Genomic DNA, 23701 nt, shown 5'->3' with positions numbered 1-23701 from the left:
TTTATAAAATTTTCCAGTCATGGAAACGCTCCTGTCTTAGCTAGCGGTTTATGGATATGCACAGTTAATTGTCTTTTTGCTTACCGCTTTTAAATTACATAAACTACAATGTGAAATTTAGCAAATCTGGTTGTATTAAGTTTGTTAATACGGATTACTTTAGATCCAAAACAATTCCCTTATGGCCAAATAGATAAGGGAAAGAGAATTTATTCCCTGTCCATTTCTTCCGGTGGATTGAACTCTCTTTCTAGACAGCTGCCATCAAGATACCACCTGTCGGTCAAACTACTCCGTCTGATTACAAAGCTAATTACATTTCTTTCCTTAGGCTGATTTTTCCGTTTTAATTCCACTTTTACCGGTATTTCAGTGAGCATCATGGTATCGTTAATATTTTCATGATGCAGCACTGTTGCCGACATATATATGATTTGATTCAGGTCCTGTTTTAGTTTCATATCATTCTTTTTAGAGTCCAAAATTTGATGAATGATTGTCATATCATGCAAATTAACAGCGTGGGAAAACACTGTTATTAATTCAGCAGGTGTAAGGTTATCTATATATTCATCCAGCTTGCCGCCAGCCTTTAAGATCATCAATTGATGCAATGGCTCTGTTTTTCGTGAGCGGTGTGTAGTACTGCCTAAAAAGTGAATGCAAAAATGTCCGCGAAAACCATTTGTAAGAGCACCCGCACCATGTGGCATCCCATGCATGGAACCGGCAATCATTTGATCGTTAACAAGGACAATTATCGCTTTTCTCTGCCAGCTCCATCTTCCGTTGTAAATCATTTTCATAATTTTTGTATCTTTCTTCGTTAAAGGCTGCACATCGGCATGGTTCCTTCCTGCTCGTCTTTGAACCTTAAATTGTAAGCCGGTTTCTACATCTATAATGGTAAAGACCGTACCCTTAGGCAATATGTCATTGGTTATTTCCCAGGGCAGCACTTCAACCTTAAAACTGATAGGGTTGTCATAATTTTCTATAAAGTTTAAGGGATGGGCGGCTTTTGCCGGCTCACTTATTAAGAAATAGAAGATAAGGAAAAATAAAGCTGTCCTCACAATTGAATCACCTCTTTTATTTATCTTTTTCGAAATGTGCACTCTATAATTAACGAAATTTATGGAAGCTCATTTCTGTCTGCCATTTTGATAAAACTAGATGAACAGGAAATACTTTTTGTATACATCTTCAGAATTTAATTCCGTTAGAACTTGCAGGGAGGTGGGCCGGCTGTTAAAAATACCATTTTTAACTGGAATACTCTTACTAAGTCAGCTGGGCTTTTATTCTAATGAATTGATAATTCTTCATAAAGAAACAGAAGTAAATCGTGTAAACCGTTCTGATTTTACTCATCCATCACCTGAGATACCAACCATACATGTTGAAAAGTATCTTGAATTTCTCGAACTAATGGATAAAGAAATGTATCAGGCACCCAAAAATGCTTATATTGATAAGAGTGGACATATTATACCTGGAGTGGCAGGGCATAAGCTGTACCGTGAAAAATTCAGCGATCGTTTTTTACGTTATTATTATGGGAACGGTCCTTCTAAACTGGAAGTTCCTTTACAGCCGATTCACCCGAAAGTAGACGAAGAGCTTCTTGCAGAAATCAGGGTGCATAAGATTGGGCAGTTTGTTTCATCATTTAATTCATACAACAAAAACCGAACCAATAATATTTCTCTTGCGGCAGAGGCCCTCAATAATCATGTGTTATTCCCTCAGGAAACTTTTTCGTTTAACAAGATTGTTGGTAAAAGGACTGCAGCAAGGGGATACATGAAAGCAAAGGTGATCGTCCGCGGAGAATTCTCAGAAGGGATTGGCGGCGGAATTTGCCAGGTTTCTTCCACATTGTTTAATGCGGTGGATCAGGCAGGATTAAAAATTGTTGAGCGCTATTGCCATACCAGGCAGGTTCCTTATGTACCATTCGGACGTGATGCTACAGTCAGCTGGAACGGACCAGATTTTAAATTTCAAAATAACATAAACCAACCAATTCTTATACTGGCAAAAGTAGTGGGCGGCCGCGTAATTATCAATATTTTCTCTGCTGAAGGGGTTAATGTCAGTTACAAATGATCTACATACTGTGCTGCGATACTACCCACATAAGTCCCGTTTCACATGGAAAAGTAGAACGTGTCATCGCATAAAAGCTGATAATTTATTTCCAGGAAGGAAACACTTACTAAGTGAATATTAAGGCAGGGAGGAATTTGCATGCGCAGAAAAATTTTCAAACGGATTCTGAAAAAAATTAAGACTCCAACTCCAAATCCTCCCGAAGTGTCCTCACATGGAGATATTGCTTTAAAAAAGCAAAATATCAAGGAAACACTTGACCAGAATCTAAAAATATTCAAGTATTTATACACTGTGCCTGATAATGTGGATGTGAAAATCCGTGAGATTACCATTCCATCGCTTAATCGTAATGCGGCCATTCTTTATATTGCTTCGATTAGCGATGTAATTGATATAGAAGAAAGAATCCTTCATCCCCTTCTGCACCATTCGGACGGCAGCGGGAAGATTGAAAACATTGTCAGCGCCCAAACGTTAAAAACGGCACAAAAAATAGAAGACATTGTAAATGAAGTCAATGGCGGGGTTACAGCTCTTTTTGTTGATGGCGACAGGCAGTGCTATCTTATGGAAATGCAAAACTTCCAGTCGCGTTCGATTGGCATGGCGGAAAATGAAGTAGTTCTCAAGGGCCCGAAGGAAAGCTTTACAGAAAAAGCTATCATAAATATATCACTTGTACGCAAGCTCATACGTGATGAAAACTTGGTTGCTGAAAGAACGGTTATATCAAAGAGGTCCAATAACGGGTTGTTCATGCTTTATGTTAAGGATTTAGTGAACGATGAACTGTTAAACGAGGTGAAAAGCCGTATCTCCAAACTGGATCTAGCCGCAGTTCACAGCATCAGCTTTGTAGAACAGTTGATCGAAGAGCGGAAAAGCTCGCTGTTCCCTACGGTTTTGTACACTGAAAGGCCGGATAGGGCTTCGGCATTTTTGGAAGAGGGGCATATTGTACTTATGTTAGACAGCTCTCCGGCATGTTTGATAGTACCGACTACTTTTTGGGCACACTTTCACAACCCTGAGGAACATTATTTGCGTTATCCATATGGGAATTTCACCAGACTATTAAGATTTCTTGCCTTATTTATTGCCTTATTTATCTCCCCATTATACGTTGCGATAGCGAATTATCACTCTGGAATGATACCGCCTGATTTGCTGCTGGCCATCGCAGCCACACGGGAGAAGGTGCCGTTTCCCGCCATTATAGAAATTATAATGATGGAATTCGCGTTTGAATTGATCAGGGAAGCAGGCTTAAGGGTGCCAAGCCCAATTGGCCCAACCATCGGAATTGTCGGTGCCCTAATACTGGGACAGGCCGCTGTACAAGCAAATATCATTAGTCCTTTGGTTATTATTATTGTTGCACTAGGAGGCCTTACTTCATTTGCCATTAATGATGTAAATTTGAACTATACAGTCCGCCTAATGAAATTTATATTTATCTTTGCAGCTGGAATACTGGGTGTTTATGGCCTCACAGCATCATTTATCTTGTGTCTTTTTTATATGGTTTCAATCAAGTCATTCGGGGTTCCATACCTTGCTCCATATACACCAACATACAGATCATCGGAAGATATCGTTACCAGAAAGAGGATTGGCTCGGAACGGTTCCGCCCAGGTTATCTGAAACCAAAAGACAGCATTAAAAAGGGAGAAGTGTAATTCGTGATTGACAACAATAAAGGGAAAATAGGCATAAAAGAATACAGTGCCATTCTAATGATGATGGTTGGAACCAAGCTTTCTGATGATACTCCCGCCCTGTTGTTTGACGACCTGGAAAGCTCTGCCTGGATGATTCCCATACTTTCAGGGCTGATCATCTTCCTGCCCGTTTTCCTCCTTAACAAACTGCTTTCACACTTCGAAAATAAAAACCTGCATGAGATCCACAAAAGTCTGGTTGGGCGTCATATTGGATTTCTGATTTCGCTGCTATTGTGGCTGATCGGATCGGTTGCGATAGTAATAGATACCCGAAGTTATGTGGACATCATTAAAACAATGTATTTTCCCGCTACACCAACAATCATTATTTATTTTGTGCTTATGGCCGCATGTGTGTTTGGTGCCAAAAAGGGGATTGAAGCAATCGGATCTGTTGCCTATTTATTGATCTATATAGTAATCGGATTCCTGTTCTTAGCGTTTATTCTCGTGATTCCTGATGCGGATTTCAGTAAAATTTTCCCTGTATTTGGATCCGGTCCCCGTGAAATAATGAAAGAAAGCATATTAAATACGGCTATCTACGTGGATATTCTATATATGGCGCTCATATTTCCTTATGTGGCAAGAGTTAAGGATTATAAGAAAGGCACTTGGTTCGTTCTGATCTTTTTGATGGTCGAATTGAGTCTTGCTTTCCTGATTTATCTTGCCTTATTTGACTACATTCCGGTAAAAATGATGAATTATCCATTTCATGAAACCATTCGCTACATCACACTCGGGGAGTTTTTGACAAACATTGAAACACTTTTTTTTCCAATTTGGCTTATTGCATCCTTTGTCCGATTTTCAATTTATTTATATATAAACGCGCTGCTCTTCGGAGGTTTGTTCAGGATTAAAAGCTTTGAATATATTATTCCTTCACTCGCCTTGGTCTTTCTATGTGTTGGGATGCTTTTGGAACCACCTACCTATACCATTTTTACGCTTCGCAGGTATTTATTCAATTTCCTGAGCCCCTTATTTTTTTTCCTGCCGATTCTGCTTTGGCTGATTGCAAGCTTGAAAGGAGAGTTTAAACATGGAAGAAAGAATCATGTATAGAACCCTTTTACTTATCTTAGTACTTTTATTTACAGTTTGCCTCGCTGGGTGCTATGACTTGAAAGAGGTAGATCAGCGCGCATATGTAATTGCAATGGGACTTGATAAGTCGGAACGCGAAAATCAGTTAAAGATTACATATATAATTGCAAACCCCGAGGTTGGTTCATTGGTGGGAGGCAGCACAGACGAACCTCCCCAAGAGACGATAACGGTTCATTCGAGTGATTTCATAACAGCTAAAAACACAGCGAATACGGTTGTATCCAAGCAATTAACCTACGAGATGCTCCAAATCATGGTCGTGTCAGAGGAGCTGGCCAGCCGCAAAGACTTCATTCGCTGGTTCTATGATACAACAAAGGATCGGGAAATCCGCCGGGACACTTATTTGGCAATTTCAAAGGAGGATGCAAGTGAGTACTTGCAAAATAATAAACCTCAATTGGAGACCAGGCCCCATAAGTATTTCCAATTTATGATTACAAGAGGGGTTGAAACCGGTATGCTTCCGGATTCAACTTTCCATCGCTTCTATGAGATTACCGAACAGGATGCCGATTTGTTTTTAGCCATATATACTACCTCTAAGCCGGCAAAAGATCCGCCAGCAAGGCATGAAGATGAATATATGGCAGGGGAGGTCAATGCGAAAGGCGATGCAAATAAAACACAATTCGCTGGCGCTGCTGTTTTTAAGGAAGGGGTCATGATAGGTAAATTAAATGGCCAGGAAACAAGGATTGCATCTGTTTTGGATGAAACGACAGATATTAAAGATGTACTGTCTACTATTCACGACCCATTCAATAAGGAGTACAGGCTTGCGGTCAGAATACTTAAAAAACAGAATAATGAAGTTACCATGAATTTGGAAAAAAGCACCCCGGAAATTCGGATCAAAGTTCCTTTAGTCGTCGACGTTCTATCTGACAGGTCCATGGTCGACTATACAAAAGATACCCGAAAAAGAGAGATTTTAAGGAGACAGATCAAAGTAGATTTTGAACGGGAATATAACGGATTAATTGCTAAGTCACAACAGGAATTCAAAGGGTGTCCGTTTCCGCTATCCTTGGATGCCAGAAAATATTTCCTTACGATTAAAGAATATAAAAATTTTGATTGGATGAAAACATATCCGGATATGGACATTCATGTAACTGTAAACATTTTTTTTACTGGTTTCGGGAAACAGACAAAAGTTCCGAATATTAAACACATGAGGGATTAGAAATGCATATATTGATCATCTTGGTAATAGTAACCACTTTCATATACACTGTCGGCTTTTCTGTCGCCCTATGGAAAGAAAAAAACAAACGAGGAGCGGTGGCAGTAATCATGCTGGCAGTAGCCATAGCAGTCCTCCCGTTCTTTGTTTTTGGAAAAATTTAGCTATCCAAATTATTATGGATTAATTAGTGTTATCTCTTTTTAATGTAATAATCATACATTCGGCTAAATCAGGACGCCGATTTACCGTTTGAAATTTCTTGTGAATTCTTGTGAAAGAAATGTAAGCAATTTAAAACATATAAGTCCGTCGAAAATCGGAACGATGTTTGGCCGGTTGGCTACCTCTATGAGCATACCGTTCCTGCTATCTATTTAACTCAGGTTAAGTTTGTTCCCCCTGATATGACAGGTGCGATCTTTGCAGTTTGCTCACTGGTCGGAGTTTTCTCAAGTTTTTCCGGGGATATTTGTCCGACAAGTTCGGGCGTAAAGCAATTCTCATTCTTTCTGTCTTTTTCTGGGGAGTTGTGTTCGCTGGCTATGGCCTTTTCGAATATTTCTCATCTTCGGACCAATTTGAGGATGGGTTGTCGCTGTTTTCCTGCTTGCTGGTCTTGAACGCAGAAACTTATGGGTCACAGTCTAGAGATTATTCAATCAAAAACCTCGCTAGAATATATAAATCCCCCTGAGATTGCAATTTGTTCAAACACAATTGTCGGCTTATTAAGCATGGGGAATACTTCCTGAGAACCAAAAGTATTGCAATCTAACTAAATCCTTACCATGTACCCAATTATTAAATAATGTTTTTCTATTGGGATTCTGCTATCCTGAATGGTAACGAAAAAAAGGGGGTAACACCATGAGAAACGCTATGGTGAGCGTACTTCTGCTCACGTTTACGCTGCTATCAATGGCCTTCACCTCACAAAGCTCCAGCGATACTCCACTTACTGCTGGTCTTAGCGATAAAAAGAACAGCGGACTTAAACATAAAGAAACCGTATCAAATGAGAAGGCCGAAACGGAAACTGTAGAGCTGACAGCAGCTGAAAAGGACTTGCTTTCACGTTTAGTTCATGCTGAGGCAAAGGGAGAACCATTTGAAGGCAAGGTAGCCGTTGCATCTGTAGTGCTAAACAGAATGGAAGCTAAACAGTTCCCAGACTCAGTTTCAGAAGTTGTATACGAGGAAAACCAGTTTTCGCCTGTTAGCAATGGAAGCATTCGAAGACCTGCCGACCAGGAATCAAAACGGGCAGTTGAAGAAGCATTAGAAGAACCTAATAGTGATGCATTATATTTTTTCAATCCTGATCTTACTGATGATAAATGGATAAGAACAAGGGAAGTAACCAAAAAAATAGGAGGACATCACTTTGCGATATAAACTGAAAGGGAACCCTGTTTCGAAATAGGGTCCTTTCTTTTGGGTAAAAATTTTTTCTTTTTTTCAGCGGAATGGGTATAATGAATCTATTCTATGCTAAAAGGGAGCGAACGGATTGGCTGATACACATGTGTATACAAAAAAGGAAGAGCTGGTTAATGCAATTACGCACGGTATTGGCGTGCTGCTCAGTGTTGCAGCTCTGGTTTTCCTGATTATATATTCTGCTGGAGAAGGAACTGCCTGGCATATTACCACCTTTGTCATTTATGGGGTTTCCATGCTGCTGCTGTATGTGGCTTCGACGCTGGTCCACAGCTTTCCACCAGGAAGGGCTAAGGATGTTTTTGAGATTTTTGACCATTCTGCGATATATATTTTCATTGCGGGCACCTATACACCGTTTACATTAATCGTAATTAATGGTGCACTTGGCTGGACATTACTTGGGATTGTCTGGGGCATCGCAATTGCAGGAGTTGCTTTTAAAGCATTCTTTGTTAAAAAATTTCTATACATATCCACTATCCTTTATATAGTCATGGGCTGGCTTATAGTAATAGCCTGGGAGCCGCTTACCTCTACGCTGCCGGCAGCCGGGATGTCATTGCTTGTTATTGGGGGTATCCTTTATACAGTGGGGGCCGTGTTTTATGTATGGCGAGGATTTCCTTTTCATCACGCCGTATGGCATTTATTCGTGATTGGTGGTTCTGTCGCCCATTTCTTTGCGATTCTTTTTTATGTTCTTCCGATTAAAGTTTAATGTTTAAACATTATATTAAAGTGTAAAGCCCTGTCATCCTCTACAGGGCTATTTGTATTTTTCAATTCTATAAGACCTAACTTAAAACGTTTCCATAAAGAGAATAATTTACTTAAAACAAGATATGCTAATTCAATAGTAATTCATTATATTTCCATATCTGCTTAAAAGGTGGTGTAAGTTTGTCATTGTTTCGGAAGAATAGAAAAAAGCTGAAAACAAGTCCTCAAGAACAAAATGGCAACGAAAAAACAAAATTAAGTAGTGACTTACAAGATTCGATTACTTATATAAATGAATTATTAGGAAAGAACGATGATTTTGTATATCGTGACTTTTATATATTCGGAAGTATCCCGGCGTATTTGTGTTATTTTTCGGAGCAGGCAAACCCCTCTGAAATAAATACCGATATTCTTAAACCCTTAATGTATCCTCCAGAACATATTCAGAAAAACCTGCCTGATGAATCGAAGTTAGTTGACGTTATTATAAAGGAGGTACTTTATCAAAGCAGGGTTAAAACAGAAACAAAGTGGGATGTTCTGATCGACAATCTTTTTCTAGGTGACACAATTATTTTGATTCAGGGGCAAGATGTGGGCTTACAGCTCGGCACCCGTAAATTAAAAGAAAGAAGTATAGATGAACCACGTACAGAGCTGGTCGTTCTTGGGCCGAGGGAAGGTTTTGTTGAACAATTAGGTACTAACATAGGCCTGCTGCGATATCGGCTTCCTATTCCCGATCTCGTGATACAGACCACTAAGATAGGAAAATTAACCAAGACAAAAGTTGCAGTTTGCTACATTAAAGGGATTACTAATCCTGAACTGGTTAAGGAAGTTGAAGATCGCCTGTCCAAGATTGAATTTGATTCAGTTTTGGATTCGGGAATTATTGAACAATTTATCGAGGATAATCCTTATTCACCTTTTCCGCAAATTCAAACTACAGAGAGACCTGACAGAGTTGTCGGAAACTTAATCGAAGGAAGGGTAGCTATTTTAACCCAAGGGTCTCCTTTTGCACTGTTATTGCCTACGGTGTTTAGCCAGTTTTATCAAACAACTGAAGATTATACCAATCGTTTTTTAATGGGCAATTTTATAAGAATCATACGTGTTATGGCTCTTGTGTTTTCTTTAATTTTTCCTTCTTTGTACGTTTCTTTTATTGCTTTTAACCCTGAGCTGCTGCCGACGGAATTTGCTGTAGCTGTTTCTGGGGGGAGAGCGGGGGTTCCTTTTCCGGCTGTGATAGAAGTATTGGTCATAGAAGTGGCAATGGAGATCCTGCGGGAAGCAACTGTTCGTTTGCCTCAGCAAGTGGGAGGGGCTCTATCGATAGTCGGTGTTCTCATAATTGGACAGGCTGCTGTTGAGGCAGGATTCGCAAGCCCGGTTACTGTGGTCGTAATCGCTCTCGCTACTATTGGTTCGTTTGCTACTCCCGTTTATACGGCAGCATTTGCACTTAGGATGCTAAGATTTCCAATCTTGATGTTGGCAGGTCTTTTTGGTTTGTATGGTGTAGTTATCGGCGCCATTTTGATTTTAAACCATATGCTCTCGTTACAATCGTTTGGGGTTCCCTATATGAGTCCTGTATCCCCGCCTGATAAGGAAGGGATGAAAGATGTGGTTGTCCGCGGTCCACTTTGGAAGATGAAAAACAGGCCTGGTTTTTTGCAAGCACAAGACAAAAACCGTGTGGGAGCAAAAACACAAGAACTAAGGGATCGCAGACGTGTGCCAGGTCCCGTTGACGAGGGAAAATAACGATAGGAGGATATCAGTAATGGATACTCCAAAAAAAATATCCGAAATACAAACGGCTGCAGTTGTGATTAGTTCAATTATTGGCGTAGGTGTTCTTCCTCTACCGCTCTTTGCAGTTAAAGCTGGGAATACTGCCGCACCCATTGTTACATTAATAGGGATTACTATTTCGCTTTTTGCGTTATTAATCATCACTAAGCTGGGAATGACACACCCAACTAAGACGATTATTGGGTATAGTGAAGAAATTCTTGGAAAATGGCTTGCAAGGTTTTGCAATATCATTGTCATTCTATTTTTTGCACTTTTAACCGGATTAGGTGCAAGGGAGTTTGGTGCCGTCGTTATTACGGCGATTTTGAGGGAAACACCTATCGAAGTTACCGTAATCGTTATGCTCTTATTAGCGGCTATCACGTCACGTAATGATTTAAATATTTTTGCTTATATCCACACTTTTTATCTGCCTGTCATATTATCGCCTGTAGTAATAATAGTAGTTCTGTCTCTGAAAAATGCCAACTTCCTATATTTACAGCCGTTACTGGGGGGGGACATGGGTGATATGTTTAAGGGATCGTTAACAATTGCAGCGTTATGCCAATGGTCTTTTGTCCTGACAATCATTATCCCATCGATGTTACAACCAAAAAGGGCCATGAAGGCATGCACCGCAGGCTTGTTGATTGCAGGTGTTATATTATTTATGCTTGTAGTGGCAAGTCTAGCCGTGTTTGGGGCAGAAGAAACGAAAAAGCTCCTTTGGCCGACATTGGAATTGGCAAGAACCACTTCTCTTCCAGGAAATATTTTACAAAGACTCGATGTTGTTTTCCTGGCCGTTTGGGTCACAGCCGTCTTCACTACTCTATTTTCAGGATACACATTTACCTGTTACGCACTGACTGGTATATTCAGACTAAGTGACCATAAGATTTTTTCGTTTTCCTTGCTGCCGATTATCTTTCTTTTCTCTATGCTTCCAGGAAACCTTCTTCAAATGTATAAAACAATAGAGGTCGTCGGCAGAATGGGATTAATCCTAACTATTGTTTACCCATGCTTGCTCCTTGTCATTGATGTAATCCGCAGAAAGAGGGGGAAGAGGAGTGCTGCTGCCAAAACGTAAATGGTTTGTTATTTTGATACCCATTATGATATGCACTCTTTTGACTGGGTGTTGGGACAGTGATGAAATAGATGACCGGGCAGTTGTTCTGGCCATTTCAATAGATAAAGAAGAGGCTGAAAAAGAAGAAATACAAATTGCACATTCTGGGAAAACGGCAGATTTATCAGATCTACCTCTGATTCGAATAAGTGCACAAATTGCATTGCCTGGCAGGATTCCGCTTGGGCCGGTTACAGGCGGCGGTGGAGGTGGGGATCAATCGCCTGTATGGGTAGTCAGTGTCAATGGGCATACAATAGACGAAGCGATGTTGAATTTACAGCAGCAAGTGGCTGACGAACTTTTTCTTGGTCATTTGCGGATTATAGTTGTTAGTGAAGAGATAGCCCGTGAAGGAGTAAACCGATTTATGGATTATCTAAAGCGAAACCCGGAAATACGAAGAACGGCCTGGATGGTGGTTAGCGAAGGTAAGGCGGATAAATTCATGAAGATGGCCCCCCAGTTAGAAAGGGTCCCTGCCCTTTACCTTTCCACAGTGTTGGACGATGCCGTTGATATTGGGAAGTTTCCAAGTGATTTTATTGGAACATTTTGGTCGATCCTTTCAAGTAATGCCCAGGATGCCTATCTACCGTATTTAAATATAAAGAATAAAGAAAACGTCCAAATTAAAGGGGTGGCTTATTTCAAGGGGGATAAAATGATTGGAAAAACCAATCCTTTAGAAATTGGATTGTTCATGGGTATTCTCGGGGAGGAAAAAGGGGGATACGGCACCTTTGTGGACTCACCTGAAATAGACGGATTTCTACTTGTCCGGGCAACTAAAAGGAACGTAAAAGTAAAAACTTCATTTAAGAATGGTCGTCCTCATGTTCGGATTATTGCCCATTATGAAGCTATGATCTCTGAAATTGAGGAGGATAAAAACGCCAAAAAACCCCTTAATCCAAAGGCCATTAACTCTATCGAAGAACAATTTAGCAAAGGAATTGAGAAAGAAATAAAACAGCTAATCAAAAAAACGCAAAAAGACCAGTCGGACATTTATGGATTCGGTGAACATTTCCGTGCCAAAGAACCGAATTACTGGAAAGAGAATGTAAGGACATTGGAAGATTGGCATAGGGAATACGAAAATCTAACGGTCCAAGTCGATTGTAAAACGGATATCAGACTTGTAGGTATGAAATCAAAGTAGTAAACTTCCAAAAATGGGTTCCGAGGAAGGAAGAAAAATGGTTCAAATTGGATATATAAATTACCTTGTCATTATTTTCATTGTCACTGGAATTTTTATTTTACGTTATGATGCGGGTACATATAAGGTGGCAAAAATGAAAAAGGAGTATAGAGTGGCCCGAATCACCGGTTGGGTAAATATCGTTATGGGGATTTTCATCTATGGCGCCAATTGGGCCTATGAAACCTTTTTCTGGTAGGAATATGACTTCATTCTAATTAACATATAGCGATGTTAATTGACATCTGTATATTTTCAATAAGGAATACTTGTTTATCAATTAAAAAGTACCAGAAAGATTAGCTTTCCGGTACTCCAGGAGGATAGTAATAGGGTGGGATTCTTAGCCACCCTCTTTTCTTCATTAAAGGTTTTAAAGTGGCTCCAAAAGTTAACAATTCTGCCTGGAATTCCATGAACATTAAGGCTACATCATTTCTGATCGATTGTGATTGCACAGTTGCACATTGTATATTCATATAAGCTACCTTGGCTGAAACACCATTTGCTATTTCATTTTCAGTTAACTTTACACCAAGAGGTGCTTCTTCAGGATCACTTTTAGGTTTTCTGGCAGGCATTGCAGGAAGAGGCACTCCTTCTCTCATTAAAAATTGTTCAAGTCTTTTGACCTGTGAACCACAAGTTTTGATTGCATCGTTTAACATTTCTAGCACTTCACCGTCTGTAGACATATTAAGGGCATCTTCTTCATAGCCAAGAGCCTCGCTCATGCTAGTGTAATAAAGCCAGCATAATGTTACTTCGCCTGTATGCAATCTTGTTTGCGTATCTTCATCCATTGCAGTTTTAATGGTATTGATTAACGCTTCAAAGATATTTGACATGACTTTCCCCCCATATGTTTATATATGAAGTTTTGCCATATGAATATCGGTTTATTCGAGACAGTTTCTATAAAACGTATGAACGAATCCATCTTGGTTAAACTAAAATAAATCTTTTTTAACTAAAAAAGTGAAACAACATAGTTGGGAGGCATTTCAAATGGAAACATTTTTTTACAATTTCTGGCGGAATGTTACATATCTTTATGAATATTTACAATTATCAGTTATCCCCAATGATAAACCAATACGGATTTAATGTGGTAGAGATTGACATGAGCGATAAAAGAAACGAGAAATTATTAGAAGTTATTCTTTGGAGTATAGCATTACCTGGCTTTAGCCAACTATTGAATGGAAAACTGCTCAAAGGCTTTCTTTTTGTCACCCTTGAGTTTGTAATTAATGTTCGGTCCAATTTTAATCAAGTCATAATATTAAGCTTTTACGGAAGGGTACAAGAATCAATCGAGCAAACAAATTACCAATGGCTTATGTTCTATCCTTGTCTTTACATGTTTGCAATGTGGGATGCGTATAAAGATGCCGGCGGAGGAAAAAGCAAGTTTTCATTTCTGCCCTTTGTGTTTGCCGCTTATTTTATAACGGTAGGTTTGATTTATTCCCCGACGTTAAAAATATTTGGAGTGTTAATAGGACCCATCTGGCTTCCTATTTTATCGTTGCCGATCGGTTTAGCTGTGGGTTATTTCATAAAAAAAATAGTTCACAGAATAGTATAGTTTTTACAGGGCATAAACCCCTACACTTAAGAATCCTCATTGTACTGGTCCAAACGACTTTCGCTTAGTGATCCAATCAGCGGTAAGATAAATAATAGCATAAATAGGAAAAGAATAAATATGTTTCCAATTGACTATTTCATAAAGCCCTATCCAATCAAAAACCGGTTCTCCGACGAAGGCGACCAGCGAAGCATAGACTATGGCCTTCTTAATGGATGAAACATGAGGCTTAAATTGCATAAATAAAGTCATCGTTACGGGGATTAAGCAAAGATCCCACGGGACATAAGAGGGGATTGTTGGTATTACTATTCCAGAGTAATACCATAGTCCATTAACAACTCCAAAAAAATCAAGCCATGAGGAGATAATAATTATGAAAAAAGCAGCAGACATGTAGCGGGCAGTACTTTTTTTATTGATATATTTCCACCAAATTATCCACGGAATTATCGAAAGCCCCACAGATAACCACCATTCCCATTGCAGAAATGTATGTTCTCTCCAAAACTCAAAATATTTTTCATTGATTTGTGCTACTTGCTGGTAAAAATGCTCCGTATTTCTGGACTCGTCATGTAATCTCAAATTCCTCTTCTCCTATAGATGGTTCTTATTCTCAATATTGTTGCCATGCAATGGCAGAGCTTATTCATTGCCCTTTCCATATTTTAAATACCTGGCTTTAATCGTTGACAACGATTAAGAGATTAAATGGCAATCAAATCCTGCAAATATGGTTAATACGATAGCCTACAGAAATGTGTAAAATATCAGAAAGCAATTAGATTAAATACAATTATTGAGATGATAAGCCTAACCCTATCATGTTTTTTTCTTTTTTAGATTATTATCCATAGAAGATAAAGCTTTATGTAAATTGGTTTAAATTTCAAAAATTCTGACATCCATCCGTTTAAAGGGCTGTACGCCATTTCTCGTGCAGGCCGCTTATTTTTAATGGTCTTTAAGGTGTATATGGTTCACGCGAAGTAACTTGAAATATCATAAGCGGGCGTTTTTTTGCAGAACAGTTTAATGCAGTCAATAAGAGTTCCATGAATATGGCTGAAATCGGTGTTTAACATAAATCCACATTCTACTGCGCAAACTAGCAAAGGTGATGAAAAATGTTATGTCAATCAAACGAAGAACTGCAGAAGCTTGTAGATGAAGCGAGGGAGTATGCTAAGAAAGGTAAAGTGGCAGATTATATTCCAGCGCTTGCTAAAAATAACCCTGATGAATTATCTGTGGCCATTCAATATCCGGATGGAAGATGTATTTCAGCAGGGGATATTCACGAAAAAATTACATTGCAAAGCATATCCAAGATTATTAGCCTGGCACTTGTATTAATTGATCATGGTGAGGACGCAGTATTTCGTAAGGTCGGCATGGAACCGACGGGTGACCCGTTTAATTCAATTGCAAAGCTTGAGACAATGAGCGAGGTAAAACCGTTGAATCCTATGATCAATGCCGGTGCACTGGCGGTTACTCATCTAATCAAAGGCAATACTACAGAGGATCGGTTCAACCGGCTGCTGGCATTTTCGAAGATGATATCAGGTAATTCCAACATCGGCTATTCCGAAGAGGTAGCCGAGTCAGAAATGCAAACGTCTCATTTAAACAGGTCATTATGCTACTTTTTAAAACAGCACAACATAATCGATGAAGATGTTGAAGAACTAATGAGCTTATACACTAAACAATGTGCCATCGAAATGACATGCTTTGACCTTGCAAAAGCTGGGCTTGTGTTTGCGCTTGACGGGAAGGATCCTGAAACAAAAGAACAGATTATCCCAGTTGATGTTTCGCGGATTTGCAAAACATTTATGGTGACATGCGGAATGTACAACGAAGCAGGGGAATTTGCAATTAAGATCGGAATTCCAGCCAAAAGCGGCGTTTCCGGTGGCATTCTTGGTGCTGTGCCTGGGAAGTATGGCATCGGGATTTCTGGACCTTCACTCAATGAAAAAGGAAACAGTATCGCCGGTTTGAAACTGCTGGAACTGCTATCCAAGAAATACTCATTAAGTATTTTTTAAAGAGCTATTAGAGAACCTTGCTTAGATATTAGCAGGGTTTTTGACTTTGGCGAAATGATAATAAGTAGAAAAACGTGAATGAAAAAAATTCCGTAAAACAAGAACCAATTCCGTGAAAAATAAATTTATTCTTTGAAAATGAGATTCAGTAAAAGGGATATTGTAGTTACTGAACCAAAGGAAAAGGAGGAACTGTGTATCAAAATGCGCGGCTTATAGAGATAATGAATCAAGTGCCGTCCCCATCTTCGTTATAGCAAACCCTCGCGAATAGGTTGTGCACTTTCTTCGTATTTTTTGAAAGTTCACTTTTGTTTTTTTCTGAAATTTTAGCCTTATTGTTGTATAATGTTTTTATTGACTTTAACAGTAAATGGAATTCGGGTGAAAAATCAATGCACAATTTTAAAGGATATTTAATGGTAATTGTGGCTGCATCTCTATGGGGCTTGTCAGGGACGGCTGCACAAAACCTGTTTCAGGAAGCGAAGGTGGAAATGGATTGGCTGGTTACTGTCAGGATGCTGATTGCAGGTTTAATTTTCCTGGCTATGGCCTTGTTGGGGAAGAAGAGACAAATGGTCTTTGATGTCTTGAAAAACAAATTTTCCATTTTTCATTTTGCTATTTTCGGAATTATTGGGATGCTAGGTGTCCAATATACTTATTTTGCTGCTATCGATGAAGGGAATGCGGCTGTAGCTACTTTACTGCAGTATATTGCTCCTGTTTTTATTTTAGTTTATTTTTTGCTGATTTTGAGAAAAGTCCCAACTTTGTTTGAAGTGCTTGCAGTATTTCTCACTTTGCTTGGAGCCTTCCTGCTGCTGACTAATGGCTCCGCTGAAAACCTAATAGTACCAGGACTTGCTGTGTTCTGGGGAGTCCTTTCGGCTTTTGCTCTCGCTTTTTATACCTTGTATTCAGAAAGACTTGTTAAACAGTTTGATTCCATAATAGTGGTGGGCTGGGGTATGCTGATTGGCGGTATGGCAATTTCGTTTCTTCAATCACCCTTTTCCGTTGACCTGACAGGCTGGGGGATAAAAGAATATCTATTAATTATTTTTGTTATTATTTTTGGAACCGTTATCCCATTTTACTTGTTTATTGACAGCCTCAGGTTAATCAATTCTAAAATTTCTAGCCTTCTATCTTGTTCAGAGCCGCTTTCTTCAGTAGTTGCTTCTGTACTTTGGCTGGGTGTCCCTTTCGGCATTTGGCAGGCAGCCGGTACAGTGTGCATCATTGCCATGGTATTTTTGCTAACACTAAAGCCGAAAAACTCAAAGGCTGGAGTGCCGGAGAAGGAAGCAGATATTGCAACATAAATTTTGATTAATCCATTCCTATTTGTAAAGGAAGGGATTAAGGTCATTCGGAAAACACCTCAGCTGCTGTTCATGTCTATCAAATTAACATTGGTATTCATTCCAGCAGGTACTGTTTTTAACAAGTTTGATCAGCCGCTTTTAAAGGCTGCGTCTGTGCCTGTAGAATGGATCGGTGTGTTGTATGCTTTAGCGGGGGTTTCAGGTTTTTTTGCAACAAGATATCCTGGCTGGCTTACAGCTGGATTTTCAAGCGTTAGCCTTATGCATGCAACCGGAATAATGGCAGTCATTGAGCTGCTGTTGTCTGCGATTCTGCAATTCCTCATGGCAGTTAGGGGTGTTCTTTCATGTAAATTAGAAGTAAGATTGCCATGAATCGCTGGCCAGTTTATTTTTGCCGTGAAAATACATAAATGTCTTAAAAAAATAGCGAAACTCATCAAAGTTCAATAAATCTTTCTCGTCAAAAGAGTACGCCTCCAGAAAATCTAAAAGAACCTCACTTTCCTCAAGCTGATCAAACAATCCAGACACATACAATTGATAACGGAATTTTTCAAACAAAAAATCAGCTGCATATTCCTCGAAAACTGCTTCTACTTCGTGCATTTCCATCTTCAAGCCTCCTATGATATCAGTTTAGGTTTATTACAGCTGCCTTATAAGTGATTAAAAAGAAAAAGGCGGTTTAAAACAGGAAATTGTTAATTGCCTTTTTCTTTGTTGAAACTTATCTATTTGGCGGCCAGATTATCATCCGCCCGTCTTAGCTTGATGAAACGCCAAGTATTCACAACAATTACTTTTGATACAGCGTATGTTGGCACTGCGAGCAGCAATCCTAATAAACCAGCTAAGCTCCCAGCAACCATTAACAAAAGAATAATGGTTAAAGGGTGGACATCCAATTGTCTGCCCATTATTTGAGGAGAAATCAGATTGCCTTCAAGCTGCTGGACAATCAGTACGACGACGATTACCCATACTCCGGTCATTGGTGAATCAAGAAAACCTACTACCAGTGCCGGAACTAGTCCGATGAAGGGACCCACAAATGGAATGACATTGGTAATCAGCGAAATGAACGCAAGCACCAGCGAGTAGTCGAGCCCGATAATTAAATATCCAATATAAATTAGGATACCGACAAGAAGGCTGACTAAGATCTGACCCTGGATATAAGAGCTTAAGGCATTGTCCATATCACTCAGTACTTTTCTGCCTTCTTCACGGTGTGCAGCCGGTACAAAATTCAGGATGCGACCCGGGAGCTTTTCGCCATCCTTTAGCATGTAAAACAGGATAAACGGTATAAGTACAACCAGAACGAGTATACCGGTAAGCGTTGAGATAAAACTCATTAAATTATTGCCGACTGTTTGCAGGAATTTGTTCACATTATCTGTAAGACGCCCTGTGAGCTCTTCAATTGAAAAATTGTCATTTTGCTGAAATCGGTCAACGTATTCATTTTCGCTAAGATCCACGACGATTTCCCGCACCTTATTAACGTAACCCGGCGTATTGTCAATCAATGAGCTGACCTGTTTCTGGAGAGGGGGTCCAATAACAAATACTAGAGCCGTGACCAAACCGATGATTACCAAATAAATCAGCAATATTGATAGAGAACGGGGTATATATTTTGATAAAAAATTAACCAGCGGCCGGATTAAATAATAGAGCACACCTGCAAGAACGATTGGGGCGAATAAAGTCGTTACCATTACGGCAATTGGGGTGAAAATAAAATCAACAAGCGAACCTAAAAATATAATCAGCAAAATCAAAGCAATTCCATAACCAAACCTAAACCATTTTGACTGAGGCATTCTTTCAACTCCAACAAATAAATTCAATGTATCTCTATCATACACCAATTAAGAGAGGAAATATAATCCATTGAATGAAAAATAGAGCAGAGAACCTTACTACTAAAGACAGGGGATAAATCCGCTATACAGTTTACTTTGGGACCGGAAAATCCGAAACAGAAAAAACCCTGTCCAAAGACAAGGTTCTTCAAAATTTATCTAGAAGGTTGAATGTTTTTAACCAGTAAAGATGTCTAGCTCCTGCGCACGGCCCCTCGAATGTTGTGACCACAAGCCGTAACAACCCTGGTCATAAGCCAATCGCTCCGGAAGGAAAAAAGCGCCTTCTGTCAGCGTTTGTCTATACTTGCCGGACTTGCACAGGACGTGCCAAACGCCGACGTTCCTTTGTACAGGATGTGGATCGGGACAGCGTTGCCACAGGACGAAGGTTGTAACATGGTTTAAGTTACAACACTGGCGCACTTAGCTGTCCTTCCAATGTCAGGGCGCTTCTGCTTTTTGTGTTAAGCGTACATTTCCGCAACTTGAGTTTGCAGTTCTTTGTTATCCAGGTACTCGTCATAAGACACTTGCTTATCGACGGTTCCCTTGGGAGTAATTTCAATGATACGATTAGCGATTGTCTGTACGAATTGGTGGTCATGTGAAGAAAAAATCATGGAACCTTTAAAGTTAATCAGGCCGTTGTTTAATGCTGTGATAGATTCCAAATCAAGGTGGTTCGTAGGCTCATCGAGAAGCAGAACATTTGACCCGCTAAGCATCATTTTAGAAAGCATGCAGCGGACTTTTTCTCCTCCTGATAAAACACTAGGCTTCTTGAGAACTTCTTCTCCAGAGAATAACATTCTGCCAAGGAAGCCCCTTAGGAAGCTTTCACTTTGGTCGTTTGGCGAGAACTGGCGCAGCCAGTCAACAAGAGTTGATTCACTGCCATTAAAATATTCGGAGTTATCATTTGGAAAATATGCCTGGGATGTTGTAATGCCCCATTTATAGGAACCGCTGTCTGGCTCCATCTCACCTGCAAGGATTTTGAACAGCGTTGTTCGTGCAATCTCATTTCTGCCAACAAGAGCAATTTTGTCACCTTTATTCATGATAAAACTAACATTATCAAGGATCTTTTCACCGTCAATCGTTTTCGAAATACCCTCAACCCTCAGCAGATCATTTCCGATTTCCCGCTCAGGAGTAAAGTTTACGTAAGGATATTTACGGGATGAAGGCTGAATATCATCCAAAGAAATTTTATCGAGCAGCTTTTTACGAGAAGTTGCCTGCTTAGACTTGGAAGCATTTGCACTGAATCTGGCAATAAAGGCTTGTAATTCTTTAATTTTTTCTTCTTTTTTCTTATTGGATTCCTGGCCAAGTTTTAATGCAAGCTGGCTTGATTCGTACCAGAAATCATAGTTTCCGACATAAATTTTAATTTTTCCAAAGTCTAGGTCGGCAATATGGGTACATACTTTATTTAAGAAGTGACGGTCATGCGAAACAACGATAACGGTATTTTCAAAATTAATCAGGAATTCTTCCAGCCACTGAATCGCTTTAATATCCAAGTGGTTTGTAGGCTCATCGAGAAGCAGTACGTCTGGCTTGCCGAACAATGCCTGAGCAAGGAGAACCTTCACCTTTTCGCCACCCGTCAGTTCCGCCATCCTTTTTGTATGCAGATCTTCTTCAATTCCCAATCCTTTTAAAAGGATGGCTGCTTCCGATTCAGCTTCCCAACCGTTCAGTTCAGCAAATTCTCCTTCAAGCTCAGCAGCACGCATTCCATCTTCATCGCTAAAATCAGCCTTCATGTAGATAGCGTCCTTTTCCTGCATAACCTGATATAATCTTTCATGTCCCATGATAACAACTTTCATAACTTCATGGTCCTCATATTCGAAGTGGTTCTGCTTTAAAACGGCAAGACGTTCTCCTGGGCCAAGGTGGACATCGCCTGTCTGCGCTTCAATCTCACCGGAAAGAATTTTCAGAAACGTTGATTTACCGGCACCGTTTGCACCGATGAGGCCATAGCAGTTACCGGGTGTGAATTTTATATTAACATCTTCAAACAGCTTACGGTCACCATAACGCAAGCCGACATTTTGAACTGTAATCATTAAATACATTCCTCCAAAAAAATTATCCTTCAAATTATAGCATGGAAAGCATGTTAAAACCATGTTTTCAAGCGGAATCCGTGAAAATCTCTTGTTGGAAGAGTGTTTTTGATGTGAGGCAGTAAACCAACCTTAAAGGAAATGGATCTGCACTTAAGAAATTCTTTGAGTTTTCTAAAAAAATGAAACCTTTTCTCCTCCTGTCTCGTTTATTTATATGAGGGAAATAAAGATGTCTTAAATGAAAATAGGGAGAGGTGTGGGGAATTGAAATTTGTTTTGTTTTCTTTATTGTTGGTTTGCTTATTATTTCTAACCTCATGCAGCCCGTCTCCTACCCTGAATTCCAGTTCAGATCTTGAAGAAGAAATCTTAACCGAAAACCTCCGTTTAAAGGAAAAAATAAAAGATATGGAAAAAGAAATTGATCAGCTTAAGAAACATCAAAACTAGCTACCTCAGGATCTCACGCAACGAGCTGGATGTGAAGCTGCTATATGTAACAATGACGCGTCCTTTGAACAGGCTATATTTTTTAGGGAAAAATAAAAGTGATTTTCTGCTGGGAGATTTGTATTGAATACTTTAGACAGCGGGTAAATTCCAGTTCTCGGCCCATATTCATGTTTAATACAGGACACTAAAGGTAATAAGTAATAAAAGGCAAGCCGCTTATATACATATGTGCTGGTTTGACGGAAAACTTGAAGGGGATGGAGCAGCAATGAAGGTAAAAGTAACTTTTAATTTTGAGGGAAATACAAGTGTCTCACATGAAACAGAAGCAACGGATGCGGTTGAGGTAATCAGCAGCATTCAGAAAAATAAATACTATAAATTTTCCGAGGATGGCTCTTATTATGTTGTTGATACTGACAAGGCTGCCTACTTTTGTGTAACCGAGCTGGGTAAATAAGGACAGCTCTCGCGTGTAAGAGTGTAATTGCAAAAAAGTCGCCTGGATCGCTGCCCAAGCGACTTTTTTCATTTTATTCTTTGCTGAAATGAATCATCCATTGTATTAAACCCTTTGGATATCAAAAATTCCGCTCGTACTGATATTATCTACAGCCTTTGCGAGCACTGCTTCATTCTGCACCAAGGCAATGCGGACATAGCCTTCTCCTGTTGGCCCAAAAGCGTTACCGGGAGTGACAACCACATTGGTTCTGTCTATTAATTCATAGGCGAATCCGGATGAAGAATAACCCTCTGGAATACGTGCCCAAATAAACATCCCGCCCTGTGGTCTATCAACATTCCAGCCCAGTGAACGAAGACCCTCCACCAATACATTTCTCCTCTGTTCGTACACCTTGCGATTTTGTTCACTGAACTCATCCCCATATTTCATTGCAGCAATTGAAGCGTTCTGAACTGGGAGAAACACACCATAATCAAGGTTTGATTTAAAATGCTGCAATGCGGCTATCGCGCTTCGGTTGCCGGCTGCGTAGCCAATCCTGCAGCCTGCCAAATTAAAGCTTTTTGAAAGTGAATTAAGTTCAATAGCAACATCCTTGCTCCCGGGTACTGACAAGAAACTAATAGGCTTATGATTATCAAAATATAATTCTGAGTATGCAAAATCGTGAACAATCAGGATATTATAGTGTTTTGCGAACTCAATAGCCTTTGTGAAAAAATTAAAATCAGCCATTGCCGGAATTGGATTGCCAGGAAAATTCAAAATCATCATTTTTGCCCTTAACGCAATCTCTTTAGGAATTGCTGACAAATCAGGCAGAAAGCCATTTTCTTTTTGTAAAGGCATAAAATAAGGGGTTGCACCTGCAAGTGAAATTCCGGTCGCATACGCGGTGTAGCCTGGATCTGGCACGAAGATTATATCTCCTGGATCACAAAATACCATCGGTAAATGGACAAGTGCGTCCTGTGAACCCATCGACAGCAGAACCTCGGATTCAGGATCAACGCTTGCATTGTATTTGCGTTTGTAGTAATCAGCGACTGCTGAATGGAATTCCGCCGTCCCGTTCAGGGTGTAGCCATAATTGGTTCCGATGGATGTTTGCCGGGACAATTCCTCTCTTAAAAAATCGGGAGGAGACAGGTCCGGACTGCCGATGCTTAAATCAATCAGCTGCTTGCCATCCCGTATTTTATTCCGTTTATATTCAGCCAGTTCTGTAAATATGGACGATGGAAATAAATCCATCCGCTTTGATTTAGAAATTATCATTGATGTTTGACCTCCTAATAGTGCTTATTAAATAATTTCGACATATACTCTCAATCTCCTCTTAAACGGTGCCGAGAA

General features: G+C 39.7%; 24 protein-coding genes. 16 read left to right on the top strand and 8 right to left on the bottom strand.

Features of this window, described 5'->3' with window-relative positions; all coding sequences use genetic code 11:
• Positions 1 to 209: 209 nt before the first annotated feature.
• The gene (locus D0469_RS17355) at positions 210 to 1076 is read right to left on the bottom strand and encodes a hypothetical protein (RefSeq protein ID WP_117327983.1); all 867 of its coding nucleotides are present in this window, start codon (positions 1074 to 1076) and stop codon (positions 210 to 212) included.
• A gap of 118 nt (positions 1077 to 1194) precedes the next feature.
• Between D0469_RS17355 and D0469_RS17350 the strand changes: the two genes are divergently transcribed.
• The 11 genes from D0469_RS17350 to D0469_RS17305 all read left to right on the top strand — a co-directional run bounded on the left by D0469_RS17350 (position 1195) and on the right by D0469_RS17305 (position 12670).
• A complete protein-coding gene (locus D0469_RS17350) occupies positions 1195 to 2112 on the top strand; it encodes a VanW family protein (protein WP_158553558.1) in 918 nt (305 codons plus the stop codon).
• Between the two features lie 141 nt (positions 2113 to 2253).
• A complete protein-coding gene (locus D0469_RS17345) occupies positions 2254 to 3798 on the top strand; it encodes a spore germination protein (protein WP_117327981.1) in 1545 nt (514 codons plus the stop codon).
• Between the two features lie 3 nt (positions 3799 to 3801).
• Positions 3802 to 4914, top strand: a complete 1113-nt coding sequence (locus D0469_RS17340; RefSeq protein ID WP_117327980.1) for a GerAB/ArcD/ProY family transporter — start codon at positions 3802 to 3804, stop codon at positions 4912 to 4914.
• On the top strand, positions 4892 to 6148 hold the full coding sequence (locus D0469_RS17335; RefSeq protein ID WP_117327979.1) for a Ger(x)C family spore germination protein: 1257 nt from the start codon (positions 4892 to 4894) through the stop codon (positions 6146 to 6148). Before D0469_RS17340 ends, D0469_RS17335 begins: the two co-directional genes overlap by 23 nt.
• Before the next feature lie 2 nt (positions 6149 to 6150).
• Positions 6151 to 6312: a hypothetical protein gene (locus D0469_RS21210; protein WP_158553556.1), complete on the top strand. Its 162-nt coding sequence runs from the start codon at positions 6151 to 6153 to the stop codon at positions 6310 to 6312.
• Between the two features lie 706 nt (positions 6313 to 7018).
• Complete coding sequence (locus tag D0469_RS17330; RefSeq protein WP_233523101.1) at positions 7019 to 7546, top strand: cell wall hydrolase; 528 nt, start codon at positions 7019 to 7021, stop codon at positions 7544 to 7546.
• 115 nt (positions 7547 to 7661) lie between these two features.
• A complete protein-coding gene (gene trhA / locus D0469_RS17325) occupies positions 7662 to 8312 on the top strand; it encodes a PAQR family membrane homeostasis protein TrhA (protein ID WP_117327978.1) in 651 nt (216 codons plus the stop codon).
• Between the two features lie 182 nt (positions 8313 to 8494).
• Positions 8495 to 10093: a spore germination protein gene (locus tag D0469_RS17320; RefSeq protein WP_117327977.1), complete on the top strand. Its 1599-nt coding sequence runs from the start codon at positions 8495 to 8497 to the stop codon at positions 10091 to 10093.
• A gap of 19 nt (positions 10094 to 10112) precedes the next feature.
• Entirely contained in the window at positions 10113 to 11222 is a 1110-nt protein-coding gene (locus tag D0469_RS17315) for a GerAB/ArcD/ProY family transporter (RefSeq protein ID WP_117327976.1), read from the top strand.
• Entirely contained in the window at positions 11203 to 12429 is a 1227-nt protein-coding gene (locus tag D0469_RS17310) for a Ger(x)C family spore germination protein (RefSeq protein ID WP_117327975.1), read from the top strand. Before D0469_RS17315 ends, D0469_RS17310 begins: the two co-directional genes overlap by 20 nt.
• A 37-nt stretch (positions 12430 to 12466) precedes the next feature.
• Entirely contained in the window at positions 12467 to 12670 is a 204-nt protein-coding gene (locus tag D0469_RS17305) for a CLC_0170 family protein (protein WP_117327974.1), read from the top strand.
• A 100-nt stretch (positions 12671 to 12770) separates the two neighbouring features.
• Here the strand turns inward: D0469_RS17305 and D0469_RS17300 are convergent, their stop codons facing one another.
• Positions 12771 to 13319 carry a DUF3231 family protein gene (locus D0469_RS17300; protein ID WP_117327973.1) on the bottom strand — a complete coding sequence of 183 codons (549 nt, stop codon included), beginning with the start codon at positions 13317 to 13319 and terminating at the stop codon, positions 12771 to 12773.
• 275 nt (positions 13320 to 13594) lie between these two features.
• Here D0469_RS17300 and D0469_RS17295 point away from each other — a divergent pair, with 275 nt between their 5' ends.
• A complete protein-coding gene (locus D0469_RS17295; RefSeq protein ID WP_117327972.1) occupies positions 13595 to 14062 on the top strand; it encodes a hypothetical protein in 468 nt (155 codons plus the stop codon).
• A gap of 36 nt (positions 14063 to 14098) precedes the next feature.
• Here the strand turns inward: D0469_RS17295 and D0469_RS17290 are convergent, their stop codons facing one another.
• Positions 14099 to 14653: a CBO0543 family protein gene (locus D0469_RS17290; protein WP_117327971.1), complete on the bottom strand. Its 555-nt coding sequence runs from the start codon at positions 14651 to 14653 to the stop codon at positions 14099 to 14101.
• 542 nt (positions 14654 to 15195) lie between these two features.
• Between D0469_RS17290 and glsA the strand changes: the two genes are divergently transcribed.
• The 3 genes from glsA to D0469_RS17275 all read left to right on the top strand — a co-directional run bounded on the left by glsA (position 15196) and on the right by D0469_RS17275 (position 17834).
• The gene (glsA, locus tag D0469_RS17285; protein ID WP_117327970.1) at positions 15196 to 16125 is read left to right on the top strand and encodes a glutaminase A; all 930 of its coding nucleotides are present in this window, start codon (positions 15196 to 15198) and stop codon (positions 16123 to 16125) included.
• A gap of 395 nt (positions 16126 to 16520) precedes the next feature.
• Positions 16521 to 17456: a DMT family transporter gene (locus D0469_RS17280; protein ID WP_117328061.1), complete on the top strand. Its 936-nt coding sequence runs from the start codon at positions 16521 to 16523 to the stop codon at positions 17454 to 17456.
• 72 nt (positions 17457 to 17528) lie between these two features.
• Positions 17529 to 17834: a hypothetical protein gene (locus tag D0469_RS17275; RefSeq protein WP_158553554.1), complete on the top strand. Its 306-nt coding sequence runs from the start codon at positions 17529 to 17531 to the stop codon at positions 17832 to 17834.
• Here the strand turns inward: D0469_RS17275 and D0469_RS17270 are convergent.
• The 4 genes from D0469_RS17270 to D0469_RS20870 form a co-directional block, all read right to left on the bottom strand.
• Entirely contained in the window at positions 17814 to 18074 is a 261-nt protein-coding gene (locus D0469_RS17270; protein WP_117327968.1) for a hypothetical protein, read from the bottom strand. The two genes, D0469_RS17275 and D0469_RS17270, sit on opposite strands and share 21 nt — an antisense overlap.
• Positions 18075 to 18193: 119 nt before the next feature.
• On the bottom strand, positions 18194 to 19291 hold the full coding sequence (locus D0469_RS17265; protein WP_117327967.1) for an AI-2E family transporter: 1098 nt from the start codon (positions 19289 to 19291) through the stop codon (positions 18194 to 18196).
• A 509-nt stretch (positions 19292 to 19800) separates the two neighbouring features.
• Positions 19801 to 21420: an ABC-F family ATP-binding cassette domain-containing protein gene (locus D0469_RS17260; RefSeq protein WP_117327966.1), complete on the bottom strand. Its 1620-nt coding sequence runs from the start codon at positions 21418 to 21420 to the stop codon at positions 19801 to 19803.
• Between the two features lie 67 nt (positions 21421 to 21487).
• On the bottom strand, positions 21488 to 21742 hold the full coding sequence (locus D0469_RS20870) for a hypothetical protein (RefSeq protein ID WP_142919204.1): 255 nt from the start codon (positions 21740 to 21742) through the stop codon (positions 21488 to 21490).
• A 402-nt stretch (positions 21743 to 22144) separates the two neighbouring features.
• Here D0469_RS20870 and D0469_RS17250 point away from each other — a divergent pair, with 402 nt between their 5' ends.
• Positions 22145 to 22336, top strand: a complete 192-nt coding sequence (locus D0469_RS17250; protein ID WP_142919203.1) for a hypothetical protein — start codon at positions 22145 to 22147, stop codon at positions 22334 to 22336.
• A 105-nt stretch (positions 22337 to 22441) separates the two neighbouring features.
• On the opposite strand, the gene D0469_RS17245 is transcribed toward D0469_RS17250, so the two are convergent.
• A complete protein-coding gene (locus D0469_RS17245) occupies positions 22442 to 23623 on the bottom strand; it encodes an LL-diaminopimelate aminotransferase (RefSeq protein ID WP_117327963.1) in 1182 nt (393 codons plus the stop codon).
• Between the last annotated feature and the right edge of the window lie 78 nt (positions 23624 to 23701).

The organism is Peribacillus saganii (genome assembly GCF_003429095.1).
GTDB lineage: Bacteria > Bacillota > Bacilli > Bacillales > DSM-1321 > Peribacillus > Peribacillus saganii.
Note: the sequence above shows the minus strand (reverse complement) of the source record. Positions and strands in the feature narration are given on the sequence as shown.